Source organism: Haloplanus aerogenes (assembly GCF_003856835.1).
Lineage (GTDB): Archaea > Halobacteriota > Halobacteria > Halobacteriales > Haloferacaceae > Haloplanus > Haloplanus aerogenes.
Genome location: NZ_CP034145.1, coordinates 1,007,366 through 1,025,611 on the forward strand (window position 1 = coordinate 1,007,366; position 18,246 = coordinate 1,025,611).

Annotated in this window: 14 protein-coding genes; 9 read left to right on the top strand and 5 right to left on the bottom strand. The window is 65.1% G+C overall.

Annotated elements, in window-relative coordinates; all coding sequences use genetic code 11:
• Nucleotides 1–53: 53 nt before the first annotated feature.
• The 5 genes from DU502_RS05220 (at nucleotide 54) to DU502_RS05240 (ending at nucleotide 6,012) form a co-directional block, all read left to right on the top strand.
• Nucleotides 54–476 carry a universal stress protein gene (locus DU502_RS05220; RefSeq protein WP_121922105.1) on the top strand — a complete coding sequence of 141 codons (423 nt, stop codon included), beginning with the start codon at nucleotides 54–56 and terminating at the stop codon, nucleotides 474–476.
• Between the two features lie 65 nt (nucleotides 477–541).
• The gene (locus DU502_RS05225) at nucleotides 542–1,396 is read left to right on the top strand and encodes a universal stress protein (protein WP_121922085.1); all 855 of its coding nucleotides are present in this window, start codon (nucleotides 542–544) and stop codon (nucleotides 1,394–1,396) included.
• A 265-nt stretch (nucleotides 1,397–1,661) separates the two neighbouring features.
• Entirely contained in the window at nucleotides 1,662–4,406 is a 2,745-nt protein-coding gene (locus DU502_RS05230) for a cation-translocating P-type ATPase (RefSeq protein WP_121922086.1), read from the top strand.
• Between the two features lie 65 nt (nucleotides 4,407–4,471).
• A complete protein-coding gene (locus tag DU502_RS05235) occupies nucleotides 4,472–5,629 on the top strand; it encodes a thiolase domain-containing protein (RefSeq protein WP_121922087.1) in 1,158 nt (385 codons plus the stop codon).
• Between the two features lie 2 nt (nucleotides 5,630–5,631).
• A complete protein-coding gene (locus DU502_RS05240; protein WP_121922106.1) occupies nucleotides 5,632–6,012 on the top strand; it encodes a Zn-ribbon domain-containing OB-fold protein in 381 nt (126 codons plus the stop codon).
• A gap of 34 nt (nucleotides 6,013–6,046) precedes the next feature.
• On the opposite strand, the gene DU502_RS05245 is transcribed toward DU502_RS05240, so the two are convergent.
• The gene (locus tag DU502_RS05245) at nucleotides 6,047–6,775 is read right to left on the bottom strand and encodes an SDR family NAD(P)-dependent oxidoreductase (protein WP_121922088.1); all 729 of its coding nucleotides are present in this window, start codon (nucleotides 6,773–6,775) and stop codon (nucleotides 6,047–6,049) included.
• A gap of 120 nt (nucleotides 6,776–6,895) precedes the next feature.
• Between DU502_RS05245 and DU502_RS18845 the strand changes: the two genes are divergently transcribed.
• From DU502_RS18845 to rdfA, 3 genes are all read left to right on the top strand, one after another.
• Nucleotides 6,896–8,761 (top strand): PHA/PHB synthase family protein, encoded by a 1,866-nt coding sequence (locus tag DU502_RS18845; RefSeq protein ID WP_166033633.1) that lies wholly within the window; start codon nucleotides 6,896–6,898, stop codon nucleotides 8,759–8,761.
• Between the two features lie 100 nt (nucleotides 8,762–8,861).
• Nucleotides 8,862–9,242: a DCC1-like thiol-disulfide oxidoreductase family protein gene (locus DU502_RS05260; protein WP_121922089.1), complete on the top strand. Its 381-nt coding sequence runs from the start codon at nucleotides 8,862–8,864 to the stop codon at nucleotides 9,240–9,242.
• Between the two features lie 611 nt (nucleotides 9,243–9,853).
• Nucleotides 9,854–10,486, top strand: coding sequence for a rod-determining factor RdfA (rdfA, locus tag DU502_RS05265; RefSeq protein WP_121922090.1), 633 nt, complete (start codon nucleotides 9,854–9,856; stop codon nucleotides 10,484–10,486).
• Nucleotides 10,487–10,532: 46 nt separating this feature from the next.
• On the opposite strand, the gene DU502_RS05270 is transcribed toward rdfA, so the two are convergent.
• The 3 genes from DU502_RS05270 to DU502_RS05280 form a co-directional block, all read right to left on the bottom strand.
• Nucleotides 10,533–12,470 (bottom strand): archaea-specific SMC-related protein, encoded by a 1,938-nt coding sequence (locus tag DU502_RS05270; RefSeq protein ID WP_121922091.1) that lies wholly within the window; start codon nucleotides 12,468–12,470, stop codon nucleotides 10,533–10,535.
• A gap of 90 nt (nucleotides 12,471–12,560) precedes the next feature.
• Nucleotides 12,561–13,364, bottom strand: coding sequence for an IclR family transcriptional regulator (locus tag DU502_RS05275; protein ID WP_121922092.1), 804 nt, complete (start codon nucleotides 13,362–13,364; stop codon nucleotides 12,561–12,563).
• A 470-nt stretch (nucleotides 13,365–13,834) separates the two neighbouring features.
• Nucleotides 13,835–15,223 (bottom strand): dihydroorotase, encoded by a 1,389-nt coding sequence (locus DU502_RS05280; protein WP_121922093.1) that lies wholly within the window; start codon nucleotides 15,221–15,223, stop codon nucleotides 13,835–13,837.
• Between the two features lie 149 nt (nucleotides 15,224–15,372).
• Here DU502_RS05280 and DU502_RS05285 point away from each other — a divergent pair, with 149 nt between their 5' ends.
• Nucleotides 15,373–16,737, top strand: coding sequence for an NCS1 family transporter (locus DU502_RS05285; protein WP_199722788.1), 1,365 nt, complete (start codon nucleotides 15,373–15,375; stop codon nucleotides 16,735–16,737).
• A 188-nt stretch (nucleotides 16,738–16,925) separates the two neighbouring features.
• Here the strand turns inward: DU502_RS05285 and DU502_RS05290 are convergent, their stop codons facing one another.
• The gene (locus tag DU502_RS05290) at nucleotides 16,926–18,194 is read right to left on the bottom strand and encodes a Zn-dependent hydrolase (protein ID WP_121922095.1); all 1,269 of its coding nucleotides are present in this window, start codon (nucleotides 18,192–18,194) and stop codon (nucleotides 16,926–16,928) included.
• Between the last annotated feature and the right edge of the window lie 52 nt (nucleotides 18,195–18,246).

Genomic DNA, 18,246 nt, shown 5'->3' on the forward strand with positions numbered 1-18,246 from the left:
AGACGTGGCCACCGGGGCGAGAACCTATGGCGGCCTCCGTCGTACGGACCGGTATGGTGGACCACGTCCTCGTTCCGATGGACGAGTCGCCGCTGGCCGAGCGTGCCCTCGACTTCGCGCTCGAGGTGCATCCGGACGCCACCCTCACCGTCCTGCGCGTCGTCGACTACGTCGAGGAGAGCTACAAGGCGCAGATGCTGGTCGGTCCGGACGAGATCCGCGAGCGAGCGCTGGAACGGGCCGACGCCCTGTTCGAGGAGGTCCGCGAACGCACCGCGGACCACGGCGGCGAGGTCCGAACCGTCACGGAGTTCGGGAAGCCATCACGGATCATTCCGAGATACGCCGCGGAACACGACGTCGACCATATCGTGCTCGGCAGTCACGGCCGCTCGCTCGTCTCCCGGGTGCTGGTCGGCGACGTGGCCCAGACGATCGTCGACCGGGCGGCGGTCCCGGTCACGCTCGTGCGGTGACCGGGCCGAACGCGGACATCGTCCCCTGCACCGCGTTTAAGTGGCGTCGAGGGCATAGATCGGCCATGTACGAACGGATTCTGGTGCCCACCGACGGAAGCGAGGTGGCCGAGGCCGCAGTCGATGCGGCGATCACGCTCGCGACCCGGTTCGACGCCGACCTCCACATCGTGCACGTGCTGGAAGCCGGGGAGTTGCCGCCGGGAGTCGAGGACGAGGGGGCCGACGAATCCGCCGTTCGCGGTCGCGAAGCCGTCTCGTCGGCTGCCGACCGGGCGGCCGCGGCGGGTGTCGACGCGACGCCCACCGTCGTCGACACCGGCGGATCGGTACCCGAGGCGATCTGTCGATACGCCGACGAGCAGGGGTGCGACTGTATCGTGGCCGGAACGTACGGCCGGACCGGCCTCGACCGGTTCATCCTCGGGAGCGTCGCGGAACGGCTCTTGCGCGAATCGCCGATTCCGGTCCTGACGGTCCACGAAGAGACCGTCGTCGATCCGGCGCTCGACAGGATTCTGGTGCCGACCGACGGGAGCGCGTGCGCGAGAGCGGCCGTCGATCAGGCGATCGAACTGGCACTGGCGACCGACGCCACGCTCCACGTCGTCCACGTCGTCGACTCCGGTATCGTCGACACGGGTCCGATCCCCGCGGCGCTCGAAGAGGCGGGGGAGCGAGCGATCCAACAGGTCGTTGAGCGGGCCGACGCGGCCGGCGTCTCGGCGACCGAACGGTCGCTGCTGAACGGCACTCCCCACCAGGAAATCGTGGACTACGCCGACGAGAACGGCATCGAGTGCATCGTGATGGGCACCCACGGCCGAACGGGCGTGGATCGCTATCTCCTCGGCAGCGTCGCCGAGCGCGTCGTTCGCCTGTCGGACAGTCCGGTCCTCGCGGTCAAATCTGCGGACTGATGCGGATGGTTGTGACTGTGTCCCGACTGTCGCCGACCACGGGGGGCGGCGACAGCCGGGAATGACTCACAACGGTCCGTATGAGCCATCGAACAGCGGGGGAGCGCCGGCACCGGTCGGATCGACGGCGGGGGGCCCACCCGTCTCACTGAGCGGGAATTTCGAGGCCGCCTTTTGCGTCGGCGGCGGTCGGATGTAGTACAACACTTATGACACTGTGGCGACTCGTCAGGATACGGATATCCTCCCATCCATCTCTCGACCAATGAGTTCCGCGGCGTCGTCCGAGTCGACAGCAGAGCGCGGGAATGACACCGAGGCGTCGTGGCACAGTCTGACGCCCGACGAGGCGTTCGACCGGGTCGACAGCGACGAGGGAGGGCTCACGGCCGAGGAGGCCCGGACCCGGCGCGAGGAGTACGGCCCGAACGAGATTCGTGAAGGCGAGGAAATCTCCCCGCTGAAGATTTTCCTCTCGCAGTTTCAGGACTTCCTCATCTACCTGCTCGTCCTCGCCGCCCTCCTCTCGCTCGGCGTCGGGCTGTTCCCGGGGTTCGAGCCCCACTACACCGACGCCGCGTTGATCCTCCTGATCCTGCTCGCGAACGGTATCTTCGGCTTCGTCCAGGACTATCAGGCCGAGCGGTCCATCGAGGCGCTGCGGAAGATGTCCTCGCCCGAGGCGACGGTGGTACGGGACGGCGAGAAGGTCACCGTCGCCTCGACCGAACTCGTCCCCGGCGATGTCGTCGTTCTCGAACAGGGCGACGCCGTGCCCGCCGACGCCCGACTCGTCGAGACGAGCAGTCTGGAGACGAACGAGTCGGCGCTCACCGGCGAGAGCGCCAACGTCTCGAAGACGGTCGACGCCGTCGAACGGGACACGCCGCTCGCGGAGCGGACGGGCATGGTCTACATGAACACCTCGGTCGCGCGGGGCCGGGGGACGGCCGTCGTCGTCCGCACCGGCATGGACACCGAAGTCGGGAGTATCGCCACCCAGATTCAGCAGGCCGGGGACGATCAGACGCCGTTTCAGGAGGAAGTCGACCACCTCGGAAAACAGATCGGCTACGGCGTCATCGGCCTCATCGCCCTCATCGCCGTCGTCCAGTTCGCCCTCACGGCGGCGTCGCCGCTGACCATCCTCCTCGTCGGCGTCACGCTCGCCGTCGCCGCCGTGCCCGAAGGGTTGCCGGCGGTCGTCACGTTCACCCTCGCGCTGGGGTCGCGCCGCCTCGTCGAGCGCAACGCGCTCGTCAGGCGGCTTCCGGTCGTCGAGAGCCTGGGCTCGGTCGACGTCATCGTGACGGACAAGACGGGCACGCTCACGGAGAACCGGATGACCGTCACTCGGCTCTACACGGCGGGCGAGACGTACACCGTGACGGGCGCCGGCATGGAGACCGGGGGCGAGTTCCGACTGGACGACGAGGCGGTCGACCCGGCCGCCGTCGCCCCGCTCCTTCGGTGTGGCGCCATCTGTAACAACGCGGAACGGGCCGCCGACTCCGAGACCGAGTATCTCGGCGACCCGACCGAAGCGGCGCTGCTCGTCGCGGCGGAGAAGGGCGGCATCGACCGCGACCACGACCGCCTCCGCGAGATTCCGTTCTCCTCGGAGCGAAAACGGATGACCGTCGTCGTCGACGGCGACACGCCCACCGCCTACATGAAAGGCGCGCCCGAGGAAGTGCTCGACCACTGTGACCGCATCCTCGAGGACGGCGACCCGACCGAACTCACCGACGAGAAGCGTACGGAGATTCTCGATACCAACGACGCCTTCGCGAGCGACGCCCTGCGCATCCTCGGATTCGCGTCCAAGGACGTGCCGAACCCCGACGCGAGCGAGGAGGAGATCGAGCGCGGGCTAACCTTCCTCGGCCTTCAGGGGATGATCGACCCGCCGCGCGACGAGGTTCCGGGCGCCGTCGCGGACTGCCGCGACGCGGGCATCAGGGTCGTCATGGTCACGGGGGACAACGTCGAGACGGCCAAAGCCATCGGCGAGCAGGTGGGGTTCGATCCCGAAGGCGCGACGACGGGGCGGGAAGTCGAGCGTCTCTCGACGGATGAACTCCGGGAGACCGTCGAGGACGTGGAGGTGTTCGCCCGCGTCAACCCCGAGCACAAGGTGCGAATCCTCGAAGCGCTGCAGGCGAACGACCACAACGTGGCGATGACGGGCGACGGAGTCAACGACGCGCCGGCGCTCCGGAACGCCGACGTGGGCATCGCGATGGGACGACGCGGCACCGACGTCGCCAAACAGGCCAGCGACATGATCCTGCAGGACGACAACTTCGCGACCATCCGCGACGCCATCGCGGAGGGGCGCGGCATCTTCGACAACATCCGGAAGTTCGTCAACTACCTCCTCTCCGCGAACGCCGGCGAAGTGCTCGTGGTCTTCCTGGGCGTCCTCGTCGGGACGCTTCTGTTTCCCGGACTGTTCGCCGAGCAGGCCGAAGCGCTGGTCCTCACGCCCATCATGCTCCTCTGGATCAACCTCGTGACCGACGGCCTCCCAGCGCTCGCCCTCGGCGCCGACCCACAGGCCGAGAACATCCTCGACCGCCCCCCGCGGGAGTCGGACGAACCGGTCATCGACCGGCACATGATGGCCTCTATCGCCGGCATCGGGGCAATCATGACCGTCACCGGCCTCGCGCTCTTTTTCTACGGCCTACGAACGGCCGCGGACCTGATGCGGGCCCAGACGGTCCTCTTTACCTTCCTCGTGGTGGTCGAAGTGATCCGCATCCAGGTGATCCGGTCGCGGTACGACCTCTCGCTCGTCTCGAATCCCTGGTTGCTCGGCGCCATCGGTGTCACCCTGCTCCTACAGCTTCTCGTCCTCTACACGCCACTCAACGTCTTCTTCGACGTGCGCCCCATCACGCTCCAGGGGTGGACGTGGATCGGCACCGCCTTCGTCGGCTTCCTCGGCCTCAATCTCGCATTGAGTGCGCTCCTGGATCGGATCTTCACCTCGCGAATCGGGTGACGCCCCCCGACGACCACGGGGGATCGGAGCCATTATACATCTTGTTGCTTAGTTGTCAACTAGAGATGGTCGCAACAATCGTGAGCGCGGCGAGTACGAAATACGACAACTATCCGGAATCGTCGTCGCGGGAGCTATTCGGCGAGGCGGCCGCCGAGGCGTTCGACGGGATCGATCTCACGCCCGCCGACCTCGACGCCGTGTACGTCGGGAACTTCATGGGGGATCTCATCGAGGATCAGGGGCACATGGGGCCGCTCCTGGCGGACCACGTCGGCGCGCGCGAGGCGGCGTCGATCCGCGTCGAGAGCGCCTGTGCGTCCGGCGGTGCCACGGTCGCGCAGGCGGTGCAGGCCATCGAGGCGGGGGCAGCGGAGGCAGTCCTCGTGGGCGGCGTCGAACAGATGTCGCTCGCCGACATCGCGCACGTGACGGACGCCCTCGCCAACGCGGCTGACGACGTGTACGAGAACGAGCAGGGGTTGACCTTCCCCGGCATCTACGCACTGATCGCTCGGCGCTACATGCACGAGTTCGGCGTGACACAGGCGGATCTGGCCGCCGTCTCGGTCAAGAACCGCAACAACGCCGTCGCCAATCCCCTCGCGCAGTTCCAGGAGGAAGTGTCACGCGAGGACGTGCTGGAGTCGAAGCCGATCGCCACGCCGTTGCGACTCTACGATGCCTGTCCGGTGTCGGACGGTGCCAGCGTCGTCGTCGTGGTCAGTGAGACGTTCGCGACGGCCCACGACCTCGACGCGTCGGCCCGCATCCTCGGCACGGGCCAGTCGAGCGACGCCGTCGCCTTGCAGGATCGGGCGACGATCACGCACATGCCGGCGGCGGAGCGTGCCGCTACCGCCGCCTACGACGACGCGGGAGTCACCCCCGTGGATATCGACGTGGCGGAGGTCCACGACTGCTTCACCATCGCGGAGATCGTGGCGCTCGAAGCGCTGGGCTTCTACGAGCTCGGCGAGGGTGCCCGCGGTGCGGTCGAGGGCGAGACGGCGCTCGACGGGCGACTCCCGGTCAACCCGTCGGGTGGCCTGCTCGGCAAGGGACATCCCGTCGGAGCGACCGGCGTCGGCCAACTCGTCGAACTGACGAAGCAACTCGACGGACGACACCCGAACCAGGTCGACGACGCCGACACCGCCCTCGCCCACAACGTCGGCGGGAGTGGCGCGAGTACGACCGTGACCATCCTCGGAGGTGCGTGACCGTGCCCGCCTGGTTCGACGACTTCACGGCCGCCATCGATGCGCACGAGCAGGAGTGTCTCGTCTGTGAGGCGTGTGGCGACCGGACGTTGCCGCCGCGGCAGTTCTGTCCCGCCTGTGCCGCGACCGAGTTGACCCCCGAACCGCTTCCCGACCGGGGCGAGATTCTGTCGTACACGGAGATTTCGGTGACGATTCCGAAGTTCCGCGGCGAGACCCCCTACACGGTCGTCCTCGTCGAACTGGCCGAGGGCGTCCAACTGACGGGGCAACTCCGGGAGGCGACCGCCGACGAGATCGAACTCGGCGACGAGGTGCGCCTCGATACGGAGCCACGGGACGACGGACTCGCGCTCATCACGTTCCACCCGGCGTCGACGTGATCGGTACCGCGGACGTGTCCGCGGCGACGACCGCTCAGTGGGCAGTCCACCCGCCGTCGACGGGGACGTTCGCGCCGGTCATGTAGGACGCCTTCTCCGAGGCGAGAAAGGCGATGACGGGTGCGATTTCCGACGGCTGGGCGGGGCGGTTCATCGGCGTGTTCGCTTCCAGAAACTTGTAGAAGCGCTCGTCCTCCAGCAGATCTTCGGTCATCGGCGTGTCGACGAACCCGGGACAGACGCTGTTGACGCGCACGCCCTCCTCGGCGTAGTCGATCGCCACTTGCTGTGTGAGGTTGACCACCCCGCCCTTGGCCGCGGAGTAGGCAGCGGCCCCCTTCCCACCGACCAGCCCGTAGATCGAAGCGGTGTTGACGATACAGCCGTTCGACGCCTCCAGGTGGGGCAGCGCCGCCTTCATCCCGTGCATCACGCCGTCGAGGTCGATCCGGACGACCTGCTGCCACTCGTCGAGCGACATCTCCGTGATACTCGTCTCGCTCCCGACACCCGCGTTGTTCACCATGACGTCCAACCCGCCGTACGTGTCGACAGTCGACTCGACGAGCGCCTCGACCTGTTCGTACTCGCTCACGTCCGTCTCGACGAACTCACACCCGATGTCGTCGGCCGCCGCCTGCCCCGTCTCCGCAGTCCGATTCGCGATGACGACCTCCGCCCCCTCGGCGGCGAACTCCGCCGCCGTCGCTTTGCCGATCCCGGTCGATCCACCCGTGACGATGGCGGTCTTTCCGTCTAACATGTGCCCAGAATGGTTCCGCAGTTGAGGTGAAACGGGGCCTATATTCCCGGTCGATGGGAATCCGAGGAGGACATATGACCGCTGAGAAACATTTCTTACGGAGTCGGCGGCACTCTATCCATGACGAACCAGAACGACGACGACGGAGCAACTGGCGGTCGCCGCCACCCCGTCGTCCCGGCACCCGTCGCCGGGGCGCTCGGGTGGCACCGCGCCGTAACGAGGGCGGTCACCGACGCCGCCAGGAAGGAGCAGATTGCAGACGACCGGCTCGCGGCCATGGCGTCGGTCGAGGTCGGGGAAACGCCGCACGACGTGGTGTACAGGGAGAACAAGCTCGAACTCCGGCAGTATCACGCGCTGACCGAGACCCAGCACGACGTGCCGATTCTGATCGTGTACGCGCTGATCAACCGGCCGTACATCCTGGACCTGCAACCGAATCGGTCGGTCGTTCGTCGCCTGCTGGAAGCCGGCCACGACGTCTACCTGATCGACTGGGGCGAACCGTCGCAACTCGACGCCTCGCTCGGACTGTACGATTACGTCGAACGCTATCTCGACAACTGCGTCGACGTGGTGCGAGAGCGGGCCGACCGGGCGTCGGTCAACCTCCTCGGCTACTGTATGGGCGGCACGATGGCGACGATCTACGCCGCCCGACACCCCGAGAAGGTAGCGACGCTCGGCCTGATGGCGGCCGGCCTCTACTTCGACGACACCGGCGGCATCCTCGAACGGTGGGGTGACGAGGCGTACTTCGACCCGCGGGATCTCACGGAGACGTTCGGCACGGTCCCCGCGGAGTTTCTCGACGCCGGCTTCGCGCTCATGGACCCGGTCGCGAACTACCTCACGAAGTACGTCCACCTGTACGACCGCCTCGACAACGAGGATTTCGTCGAGAACTTCGCCCGGATGGAGCGCTGGCTTGCCGACGGCGTCGACGTGGCCGGCGACGCCTACGCGGAGTTCGTAGAAGACATCTACCAGGACAATCTCCTCTATCGAAACGAGTTGACGATCGGCGGCGACCCGGTCGACATCACGCGGATCGACATGCCCGTCCTGCAGATCGTCGGCGAACACGACCACCTCGTCCCGAGCGAGGCGAGTCTGAAGTTCAACGACGCCATCCCCGCCGAGGTGACGGTGGTGACGTACCCGACCGGACACGTCGGCATGTCGATGTCCGAAGCCGCCCATCGCGACATCTGGCCGGAGGTCGCCGAGTGGTTCTTCGAGCGGTCGGGCGCACCCTCGCTCGCCGACGTGATCGGCGAGGGACTCGAAGAGATCCTCGGCGTCGACGTCGAGACCGACGTGACCCAGGGCGGTGCCGACGAGGTCGAGATCCGGATCGCGGACGACACCGGCCTCCTCGCTCGCGGCGTCGTCGACCGGGACGCGCGGGCTATCCGTGCGTTCGTCGAGGACGCCCTCGATATCGAGGTTCGGATCGACGAGGGACCCGGCGCCATCGTCGTACAGGTTCGCAGTGACGACGCGACCGGGACAGCCGTGGTGTCGGGGATCGGTGACGCCATCAGCGAGGAAATCGCGGAGGGGGCCGAGGACGTCGACCTCGCGGTCGCGACGGAGTTGAGGGATATCGACGGGATCGGGCCGACGTACGCGGCACGCCTGCACGACGCGGGGATCGGGAGCGTCGTGGCGCTCGCCGCTGCCGACTCCGCGTCCGTCGCCGACGCGGCCGACGCCACGAGGACGCAGAGTCGACGCTGGATTGCTGCCGCCCGTGACCTGGTCGACAGCGCGGGTGGGGCGGGGAGTGTCGGCACGGCACCGGCCCTCGAAACCGTCGACGGGATCGGATCGACCTACGCCGAGCGACTGCGGCGGGCCGGCATCCGTAGCATCGCGGATCTCGCGGACGCGTCCGTTGACGCGGTGGCCGCCGCTGCCGACGTGAGCGTCGACAGGGCGACTGATTGGATCGAACGGGCCGAACGCGACGACAGCTGACCCGTCGACCGTCGGTAGGGGCAGACGGGTCGCCCGAAACGTCGTGCCGCACGCCGGTCGAACCGAGGGGCAGATACGGTCGGAGACCGTAGTCCCACGTATGGACCCGACGTTCGTCTACGACGACGACTGCGGATTCTGCACGTGGTGGGCCGACCAGGTCGCGGATCGAACCGATCTCCGTCTCGTCGGCTTCTCGGAACTCACACCGGCGCTGCGCGAACGACTGCCCGACGACTACGAGGACTGCGTCCACCTCGTGACCGACGAGGCGGTGTACTCGTGCGGCGCCGCCGCCGAGCAAGCGCTGGTTCGGACGGAAATAGCCGCGGACGCCGATCCAGTCGTCGACTTCTTCCGTCAGTTCGAGGATTACGAGCGCCTCCGGGAGCGGGCGTATCGCTGGATCGCTGATCGGCGCGACAAACTCGGCCTCGTCGTCTCGAAGACGCCGCCTGCACGGGACCGAACGGGGGAGTGAGCGCCACGAGGCGAGCGAGCCAGTGGTGACCAGTGTGCAAAGCGGGCGCACGGAATGCGAGTCGATCAGCCCTTGCCGATCAGCCCTTGCCGATCAGGCTGGCGTCGGACGGCCCCGACCACACGGAAGCAACGTCTTCAGTGACGTACGATATCAAGAATTTCATAGTATTCTTGCTACCTTATATTTCGGTCTCGAATATCCGATTCACCGACTCCATTTGCGTCACACCTCCACCGATGCGGCGCCGAAACGCGTTGCGATCGACGACCGCCGAAATCGGGTCAGAAAGCGGCGACAGCGGCCGAAAACTGCCGTTGATCCTGACCGATAGCTTATCTCGTGTGGTGCGGTGTAAAGAGATCACTCAAACCGCTCGAAGACGGTTTTGAACGTCCATAGAGCTGCCTTATCGACAAACTCCTCACGTCTGCTGACGATCGAGGTGTTGGGAATCTGGCGTCGTCTGCACCGCACCCACGCACCACTTTTGAATATGCCAATTACCATATCAATAGAGAATATTACCAGTTTCAATAGATAATCATCTTTCCCCGACTGCTCCGTGCAATAGGTATATGAGGCACCTCGGCGTACTGCCGGGCAACGATATGGCACCGAATGGTGACGGGCCCCCGTCGAGCAAGGTCGCGAGACTCATCGAGACGTACGATGTCGACGATGGCCTCGGTGACGAACTCGAGCGACTGTGGACGGCGGACGGGTCGGAGCGAAAGAGCCTCCGTGATCTCGCCGCCTACTTCAACCGACAGCTGCTCGAAGCGGCGCTCGCGTCGACCAGTACGACCACCGTCGACGGCGAAGTGGCCAACCTCTACCGTCTCCTGACGGCGGACGACGTGAGTAGCGGCATGCGGACGGAAGCGCGCACGCGACTCGAGCGGGCGGGAGTCGACGTGGAGCAACTGGAGCGGGACTTCGTGACCTACCAAGCGATCCGGTCGTATCTCCAGACGTATCGCGACGCGGAGTACGAGTCGACGAGCGACGAGGAGAGCGTCCAGAACGTCCTCGAGACGGTACAGCGCCTCCGGTCACGGCTCCAGTCCGTCGTCGAGAACGGACTCACCCGACTCCGTTCGACCGATCGGCTGACGCTTGGCGAGTTCCGCCTCTTCATCGACATCGATGTCCTCTGCGAGGCTTGTGGCGCCCAGTACGGCGTCGTCGACCTCCTGAAACGTGGCGGCTGCGACTGCGACTCCAGCGCTGCCGACGAGTGAATAACAGCACTAAGCCCGTTATTTTGAGAACGTCTCGTGGCCGGCGTCAGATGTCGGTGACGCGCGCGTACGCGTCGTCGAGGGCCTGTGCGTCTTCCGGCAGGAGTGCCACGACGAGGAACGTCGGGTACTCGGCCATGTACGCCACCAAATTGGCGAGCCGTTCGGAGTCGATCGCCTCGAGCGAGTCCAGCAGCATGAACGGCACCGTCTCGTACACCTCGTGGACGAGATAGCCCGCGAGGGCGAACACGAGGCCGGTCACTTCGCGTTCGCTTTCGCTGAGGTGGTCGACCGTGTCCTCGTACGTCGCGCCCGTATCGGTACTGCGGACGACGTGGAGTTCGAACGCCGTCCGCTCGACCGTCCGCCGCCCCTGACGAATCTCCTGCTCGATGGGTTCGATCCAGATGCGTTCGAGATTCGCGTAGCCGAGGATGTCGAGGACGGCGTCCATGTGGTCGTTGAACTGCTCGACGGACTCGGATTCGATTCGGTCGATGCGCGTCCGAAGGTCGGTCAGTTCCTCTCGGACCGCCTCGCGTTCCTCTTCCAGTCGGTGTTCCTCGGCCAGTCGGTCCTCGACGGTCGCGATGCGGTCGGTCACGTCGTCGAGGTCCGACTCGAGCCGCCCCAGTTCGAATTCCAACTGGTTGGCTTCCTTGTGTAAGTCGAGGATTTCCCCAAACTCCTCGTCTTCGAGCGTCTCGACTTCGGCTTCGAGGTCGTCGATGTCGTCGTTGAGGCGCTCGCGCTCCTCGCGGAGGTCGGCAAGGCGCTCGTTTCGCTGTTCGAGTTCCGCCTCGATGTCGTCGAGTTTGCGCTCGACGCGTTCTCGACGACGCTGCCGGTCCCGGAGTTCGCGTTGCTCGTCGCGTAGCTCCTCCAGCTCCGCCTCCAGCTCGCGAATCGTCTCGAGTTTCTCCTGTCGAACCGAGCGCAGCTGATCGAGAGTCTCCGTAATGCGCTCCGTATCGACCTCCGACCCGCAGGTCCAGCAGACGACAGTGTCCTCGACGAGTTCGTCGGTCACCGCACCGTCGTCCGCCCGAAGCACGCCGGCGAGCGCGTTCTCGTCCCCGTCGAGCAGTTCCTCGTTGAACTGGATGACATCCTGCAGGTTGCTCATTTCGCTCTCCAGCCGATCCGTCCGATTTCGGAGCCGGGTGATCTCACGGTCGAGTTCGTCGTGCTCCCCCATCGGGGCCTCGGGGAGGTCGTCCAACTCCGATTCGAGTTCACGCCGTTCGGTCGTCAGCGACTCGATGCTCTGCTGTTCGAGGTCGATATCGGAGCGAATCTGTTCGAGCGCCGAGCGCTTGTCCCGGAGATCCTCCAAGCGTGCTTCGAGTTCCCGCTTCTCGTCGCGCGTCTCGTCGACATCGGCGTCCAGCGACTCGATTTCGGCCTCCTTTGCCCTCAGCGCCTCGCGCTTCTCCTCGATGTCGGCTTCGAGTCGGGTTCGCTCCTCCTCCAGTTCGGGGAGCTCTCCCTTCAGCGACTCCAGCTCGGAGAGTTCGTCGTCGATCCGCGACTTCTCCTGTTCGCGCTCCCGAATCTCGGCCTGGATTTCCGCCGTGTCGACCGGTCGCATGATGAGTTGGCGCAGATCTGCACCCATGGCGACGGCCTGTCGAGCTTCGTTCGATTCGAGCAGGAAGGCGAAGAGATCGGCGAGTTCGGTGTCGTCGAGATACGGAGTCCCGCTGGTCGCGACGGTACCGTTCGTCCGTGTTAGCGTCCGGATGTACTTCTCGCCGCCGAGTTCGAGTTCGATCCGCCCCTCCTCGGCGTCGCCTTTCAACGACACGTCGTCGCTGCCGAGGACGCCCATGATCGACCGAAGGAAGGAGGTTCGATTTGTTGCATTGCGGCCGGTCAACACCGTGACTCCGGGGGCGATGTCGACCGTCGTCTCGTCGATTCCCCCCACGTTGGTTACTCGAAACGTGGCTGGGTGCTCCAGCGAACGCGTCTCGGTCATATGCGTACCCATGACATACCCACAGTAAAATGTTACTGTCGACACCCCTCAGACTGCGGAGTGGATAACAAGCATACGCGTGTTATTTTGCTACGCACCGTCGGACGATGCCAGCTGACTGATCTCGCGTTCGACGTTCTCGACAGCGTTCTGGAGGATGTCGACCGACCGACCGACTGAGGCCTCGTCGAGCTCGAAGCGGTACGCCGGGCCACCGATGGACAGGCCGCCGAGAACCGTGCCGTCGTCCAGCGTGACGGGAGCGGCGATGGACCGGAACCCGACTTCCAGCTCCTCGTCGTTCGTCGCGTACCCTTGCTCCCGGACGGTGTCGAGTTCCGCCAACAGCGTCTCCCGGTCGGTAATGGTGCTGTCGGTCGTCGCCGGGAGTCCACGGCGGTCGAGAATCTCCTCGACGCGCTCAGTCGGCAGTTCCGAGAGGACGGCCTTGCCGGGTGCGGAGTTGTGCATCCGGAACTTGCTTCCGACCTTCAGAAAGGTACTCCCAACTGCCGGGTTGTTCGGGTTCGCGTCGCCCATCACGTACTCGATGGAGTACATGTAGCCGTTCTCCGCGACGGCGAAGTTCGCCTCCTCGTTCGTCGATTCGGCGAGTCGGTACACCTGAATCTTCGCCGGCGTGTAGTCTTCCCGCCGATTCCGGGCGTGTTCGCCAAACTCCAGAAAGCGGAGCCCGATGTGATACTCCCCGCGCTCCTCGACCAGCAATCCCTCGTGGACGAGCGTCGCTAGGTGGTTGTGAACGGTGCTTTTCGCCAGATCGAGTGCCGCCGCCAGCTCGGTCAGCGTTGCCCCGTCACGACGCTGTATCTCCCGCCCGATCCTGATCGACGTCTGCGTCGTCTTGACCGGCCGCGCGCGATTGTCGTTCATGCAACCGAGTTGGCACGTGCGACCATAAGCGTTCGGTATGTGTGAACTCCGACTCGGGCCGATTCGACGGGAATCGAGTTCTTTCCGGCCACAGTATCCGAGATATATTAGTACGATGCATAATATGCCGGCTCGGGAAGCACCTTCGCCTCTCGCACGCGGAGGCTGTGTCCGGTCGGTGTCGCGATTGCTCGACGCTGGTATAAACGGCTCCCGAATTATTCACACATCGTGAACAATCGTGCCAGTCACGTACCGACAGCTCGTCCAAATCGGCCGACTGCGCAACGAACGGCGGGTGGGCCGGAAACCGCGAGTGCGACGACGGGACTGTCGCGTTCACGTCGTGTGGGAACAATCGACTTGGAGGGACCGCCGATCGAAGGTCGGCGATGCTGCGGCTAGCCGGCATTGCGTCGCTGAAAAAGAGCCAACGTATCGATGCGCGTCGCCCTACACGTCGTCGCAGTTCACCGTCGATTCGGCGACCAGTCGGGGCGCTCCCGGTGGACGTACTCCCCGTATCCCGGTTCGCCGACGACTTCGCCGTCGTCCGCGATGAGTTCACCCCGGAGGAAGGTCTTTTTCACGCGACCCGTCACCTCTCGACCCTCGTAGATCGAGTAGTCGGCGACCGACGCGTTGTCGGCGGCGGAGATTGTGTACTCCTCGTTCGGATCGAAGACGACGATGTCGGCGTCCGTCCCGGGTTCGAGCGTCCCCTTGCCGGGGAGGCCGAACGTGCGGGCCGGGTTGGTACACATGACGCGCACGAGGAAGGGGTACGAGAAGCCGCGCTCGTTGACCGCCTCGTCGTGGAACACGGGCAGCGTCGTCTGCAGGCTGTTGACGCCGAAGGAGCTGTCCCACCAGTGTTCGACCTCCTTGTCGGCGCGGCGGAAGGCGACGTGGTCGGTGGAAACGACGCTCAGCGCGCCGTCGTGCAGGTGGTCGAAGAGCGCGTCTCGGTCCGCGGGCGTCCGCAGCGGCGGAGCCTGAATCGCGAGGCTCCCCTGTGCCTCGTACGCGGACTCGTCCAGCGCCGCGTAGTGGGTGCAGGTCTCGCCGCGTACCTCGCTCCCGTCGGTCTGGAAGTCCTCGAGGACATCCGCGGCCTTCGCACACGAGGTGTGGATGCCGTAGTACTTGGCACCCGCCTCCTGTGCCATCCGAACGGCGTCTTCCGCGGCCATTGCCTCGGCGTAGTCCGGCCGAGCGCGCGGGTACTCGCGCGGATGTCCCTCGCCGTTCGCCTTGAGCCGGTCTGTCAGGTGGTTACAGACCGACGCATCCTCCGTGTGGAGGACTGCAACGGCGTCGCGTTCGGCAACCTCCTCGAACACCTGGTTCATGAACCCGTTCGAGAGGCCGATCTCGTAGGCCGTGAACATCTTGATCGAGGTGACGCCCTCCTCCACCACGGCGTCCAGTTCGTCGAAAACGGCCGGGTCCTCGCGCGTGATGACGCCGTGGAGTCCGAAGTCGATCAGCGAGTCCTCACCCTTGCGCTTCTGGCGCTCCACCGCTTCCATCAGGGTGCCTTTCTCGTCCCAGACGCTGAGGTCACCGAGCCACGCCTCCCACGCGAAATTGACACAGGAGGTGACGCCGCCCAGCGCGGCCGCACTCGTCCCCGTCTCGTAGGAGTCGTTCGAGAGGTAGCCGTCGATGTGCACGTGCGGATCGACGACACCCGGCATTACCAACTTCCCCGACGCGTCCACGACTTCTTCGGCTTCGGGCATGCTCTTTGCATCCCCGATGGCGGTGATGGTCCCACCGTCGACCGCGAGGTCCGCCTCTAGGAGACGCTCTGGCGTTACTATCGTCCCGTCGCTAATGACCAAGTCGGCGGTCATGGGCTAGTCCACTGGGCGCGGCATCTTAACTGTGACTATCGTACCCATACCGTATGCTATCCCGCCACGGACCAAAATCTATATATAGTTGGACAAGAACCTTACTCGCGGACATGTCTGTGTCAGCGAATGACATAGGGTGATCTGCCATGTCAGAAGAAACAAATTCCGAAGGGTTGGAACCGATTCCGGCTGACGAACGAGAGATGGGCCTCACACACTACATCCCCGTGTGGTGGTCCTCGATGATCGTCGTCCAGTCGTTCGCAGTAGCGTTCTTTGCGATTCATCCACAGGGTGCGTTGAACCTCGTCCAAGCGATCATCGCCGTCGGGGTCAGCGCGTTCGTCATCGCCCTGTTTTTCGTGTTCAACGGTCTGCCGGGGTACGAAACGGGGATCCCCTTCTCGGCGCAGACTCGGTCGTCGTTCGGCGTGAGGGGCGCCAACATCCCGAACTTCATGCGCGCGATTCCGGCTATCGCGTGGCTCGGCATCGGTAACTGGATCGGGGCGAACGCCATGAACGTCATCACCATGACGCTCTGGGGCTTCGGGAACGAGTTCGTCTACTTCGGTCTGTTCACGCTCTTCAACATCCTCCTCTCGATCAAGGGCGTGACCTCGATCAAGTGGTTCGACTCCATCGCCGCTGGCGTCATCATCGTCCTCATGTCCTACACGGTGTACGTCGTCTGGACGGCGAACACGCTCCCGGACACGCTCGTGACCTACGACGGCACGTGGGGGATGGGCTTCTGGACCGTGATCGCCGCGTCCGTGGGCACCGTCATCACGGGTGGCCTGAACGCGTCGGACATGAGTCGGCACCTGAAGCCATCCGACGGGTCGGGGAACCACATCGTCGGTCACTTGCTCGGCCTCGCGCCACCACTCCTGTTCATGATGGTCGTCGGACTGGTGTTCGGCATCTTCACTGGGAATCCGAACCCTATCGAGGCGATCATGAACGTCGCGCCGAGTCCGCTGCTCGGGGCGCTCATGCTCATCTTCGTGTTGACCGCCCAAATCTCGACGAACTTGACGATGAACATCCTGCCGCCCACGCATATCTTCCAGGACTCGTTCGGTGTGTCTTGGAAGACGGGCGTCATCCTCACCGGCATCCTGTCCGTGCTGACCTTCCCGTGGGTGCTGTTCACCAGCCAGTGGTTCTTCACCTTCATCAACTTCTACGCGCTCTTCCTCGGGCCTGCCCTCGGCGTCATGATCGCCGACTACTGGCTCGTCCGGAAGCGCGACACCGACATTCCGGAGCTGTACAAGCGCGACGAATCCTCGAAGTTCTGGTACTGGAAGGGATTCTCCGTCGCTGGCGTCGGAAGCCTCGTCGTCGGTGCGCTCGTCAGCGTGCCGCTGATGGAGATCTCGTGGATGATCGGTCTCCCCACGGCGTTCGTCACGTACACCGCGCTCCGAACGTACGGCGTCGAGGAGATGTTCAGTACCGGCGACGCGTCGGTGGTGGCGGATGGGGGGCAAAGCGAGCAATGACTGAACGGATCGACAGTCAGTAATTGGATTCGGAACGGTAGCGAGCAGTACCAGCGACTCCGACGACGCCGCGGCTATTTTTGAGCAGCGCGTGTGACGAGACGGGTCGTACAGGCGCCTCTCGTCACCGCGGGTGACGCGACTGTTCGGTCAGGATAGCGAACGGGCAGCCGACGCCATGGGTAGCCTCACTCCGCGGCGAGATCGGCTAGCGCCGTCGCCATCACCTGCGTCACAGCCGCACAACTGTCCCAGTCGGTCCACTCCATCGGACTGTGCGACACGCCGTCGCGCGACGGTGCAAACAGCATTCCTGCGTCGGTGACCTTGGCGATATGCATGGTGTCGTGGCCGGCGCCGGAGTGGAGTTCGAGCGCGTCGACCGACGACGCGGACGCCGCCGCGCGCAACGCGTCCGTACACCGGTCGGACATACCGATCGGTTCGATGTCGTACGGTCGTTCGAACGTCGTCACGACCCCGCGTTCGTCTTCGAGCGCCGACAGCCGCTCGCGAACGCGGTCGACGATCAGCTCCATCGGCTCGTAGGACACGTCGCGAACGTCGATACCCAGCTCGACGCGTCCCGGAACCACGTTGATCGCGTTCGGCGCGACGTCGAGTTTTCCGACCGTCCCGACCACCGTCTCACCGTACTCCTCGACGACTTCGTTCGTCGTTCGCTCCACGTCGAGGACGACCTCACTCGCCGCCGCCAGCGCGTCACGCCGGTCGTGCATCGCCGTACAGCCGGAGTGGTTTGCCTCGCCAGCGATTTCGATCAGACAGCGAATCGTCCCCGTGATGGATGTGACGATGCCGACTGGGGCGCCGGCGTCTTCGAGCCGCTCGCTCTGCTCGACGTGGAGTTCGAGCCACGAGTCCCAGTCGCTGGCGTCGATCCGGCCGGTGCCACGGAAGCCGATGTCGGTCAGCGCCTCGTCGAGCGTCACACCCTCGTCGTCTTCGAGCGCGAGGGCGGCCTCGACGGTGCGCTGGCCGCTGGCGACCGACGAGCCAAGGACGCCGTCGGAGAAGCGCGACCCTTCCTCTTCGGTGAAGCACACGACGTCGAGCGGGCGCGCGAGCGAGACGTCCGCGGACTGGAGCGCGCGGATCGCCTCTAGTGCGCCGTAGACGCCGAGGACGCCGTCGAAGATGCCGCCGCGGGGCACGGAGTCGAGGTGGCTCCCGGTCGCGACCGCGGGCGCCGTCGGGTCGGCCGTCTCCGGAACCCACCGCCCGGCGATGTTGCCGACAGCGTCGACGCGCACGTCGAGACCCGCCGCCTCCAACCGATTCACGAAGTACTCGCGGGCGCTTCTGTTCGCCTCCGTCCCCGTCAGGACCGTTCGACAGTTCCCCTCGTCGACCGGGACGGCACCGTACTCGGCGTTCGTTCTGATGTCGTTTCGGAGTCGCTCCTCGTCGACACAGTCGTGGATCTCTCGGGGCATGCCTGCTAACCGTGTCAAGATACACCACACAGCCTGTTGAAGATACCGGAAA

What these genes read in the sequence shown, in the direction of transcription:
- DU502_RS05230 (WP_121922086.1), top strand. Translation starts at nt 1,662, where the DNA reads ATGAGTTCCGCGGCGTCGTCCGAGTCGACAGCAGAGCGCGGGAATGAC.
- DU502_RS05285 (WP_199722788.1), top strand. Translation starts at nt 15,373, where the DNA reads ATGTCAGAAGAAACAAATTCCGAAGGGTTGGAACCGATTCCGGCTGAC.
- rdfA (WP_121922090.1), top strand. Translation starts at nt 9,854, where the DNA reads ATGGCACCGAATGGTGACGGGCCCCCGTCGAGCAAGGTCGCGAGACTC.
- DU502_RS05260 (WP_121922089.1), top strand. Translation starts at nt 8,862, where the DNA reads ATGGACCCGACGTTCGTCTACGACGACGACTGCGGATTCTGCACGTGG.
- DU502_RS05275 (WP_121922092.1), bottom strand. Translation starts at nt 13,364, where the DNA reads ATGAACGACAATCGCGCGCGGCCGGTCAAGACGACGCAGACGTCGATC.
- DU502_RS05220 (WP_121922105.1), top strand. Translation starts at nt 54, where the DNA reads ATGGTGGACCACGTCCTCGTTCCGATGGACGAGTCGCCGCTGGCCGAG.
- DU502_RS05235 (WP_121922087.1), top strand. Translation starts at nt 4,472, where the DNA reads ATGGTCGCAACAATCGTGAGCGCGGCGAGTACGAAATACGACAACTAT.
- DU502_RS05290 (WP_121922095.1), bottom strand. Translation starts at nt 18,194, where the DNA reads ATGCCCCGAGAGATCCACGACTGTGTCGACGAGGAGCGACTCCGAAAC.
- DU502_RS05280 (WP_121922093.1), bottom strand. Translation starts at nt 15,223, where the DNA reads ATGACCGCCGACTTGGTCATTAGCGACGGGACGATAGTAACGCCAGAG.
- DU502_RS05225 (WP_121922085.1), top strand. Translation starts at nt 542, where the DNA reads ATGTACGAACGGATTCTGGTGCCCACCGACGGAAGCGAGGTGGCCGAG.
- DU502_RS18845 (WP_166033633.1), top strand. Translation starts at nt 6,896, where the DNA reads ATGACGAACCAGAACGACGACGACGGAGCAACTGGCGGTCGCCGCCAC.
- DU502_RS05245 (WP_121922088.1), bottom strand. Translation starts at nt 6,775, where the DNA reads ATGTTAGACGGAAAGACCGCCATCGTCACGGGTGGATCGACCGGGATC.
- DU502_RS05270 (WP_121922091.1), bottom strand. Translation starts at nt 12,470, where the DNA reads ATGACCGAGACGCGTTCGCTGGAGCACCCAGCCACGTTTCGAGTAACC.